This window comes from Pseudanabaena sp. PCC 9330 (genome assembly GCF_055795045.1).
On record NZ_JAYFES010000025.1, the window covers coordinates 1 to 255 of the forward strand.

The window sequence follows — 255 nt, forward strand, 5'->3', positions numbered from 1 at the left end:
TGGCGTCGTCGTACCTCGAAGGTGCCAACTTTTTGACCGTGGCCGTTTCCACCCCTGCCAACAGCCTGGGCCACTCCCTGCTGCTGCTGTGGGGCCCTGAGGCCCAGGGTGACCTGGTGCGCTGGTTCCAGCTCGGCGGCCTGTGGAGCTTTGTGGCACTGCACGGTGCCTTTGGCCTGATCGGCTTTATGCTGCGTCAGTTTGAAGTCGCCCGTCTGGTGGGTCTACGGCCCTACAATGCGATCGCCTTTTCTG

General features: G+C 62.7%; 1 pseudogene. It reads left to right on the forward strand.

Features of this window, described 5'->3' with window-relative positions:
• Positions 1-255 (forward strand): annotated as a pseudogene (locus AC0QKW_RS00430) (photosystem II D2 protein (photosystem q(a) protein)); the annotation flags it as partial.